The sequence below is a fragment of the Streptococcus oralis genome (assembly GCF_001075675.1).
GTDB lineage: Bacteria > Bacillota > Bacilli > Lactobacillales > Streptococcaceae > Streptococcus > Streptococcus oralis_V.
The window spans coordinates 1-220 of record NZ_JUNW01000046.1; the positions used below are offsets into that span (position 1 = coordinate 1).

At 45.0% G+C, this 220-nt stretch carries 1 protein-coding gene; it reads right to left on the minus strand.

Features of this window, described 5'->3' with window-relative positions:
* Positions 1 to 220 (minus strand): hypothetical protein (locus ADM50_RS06715; RefSeq protein WP_049485002.1); only part of this gene is annotated, 220 nt, incomplete at both ends.

Below are 220 nucleotides of genomic sequence, written 5' to 3' on the forward strand. Positions count from 1 at the left end.
TGTGCTGGTTGCGTTAGTGCTGGTTGGAACTACTTCTTTCACCACCGCTTGGTACTTGACTGTAACAGGAGTTCCGTTGGCATCCACACGAGTCAATTCAAGTTCTGGTGTTTCCCCCTTGAATTGCTTATCTGGGGTGAAGGTTACCTTACCATCTGCATCCACTTCGAACTTACCAACATTTGGTACTTCTTTCACAGTTGTACCATTGTCAAATAGT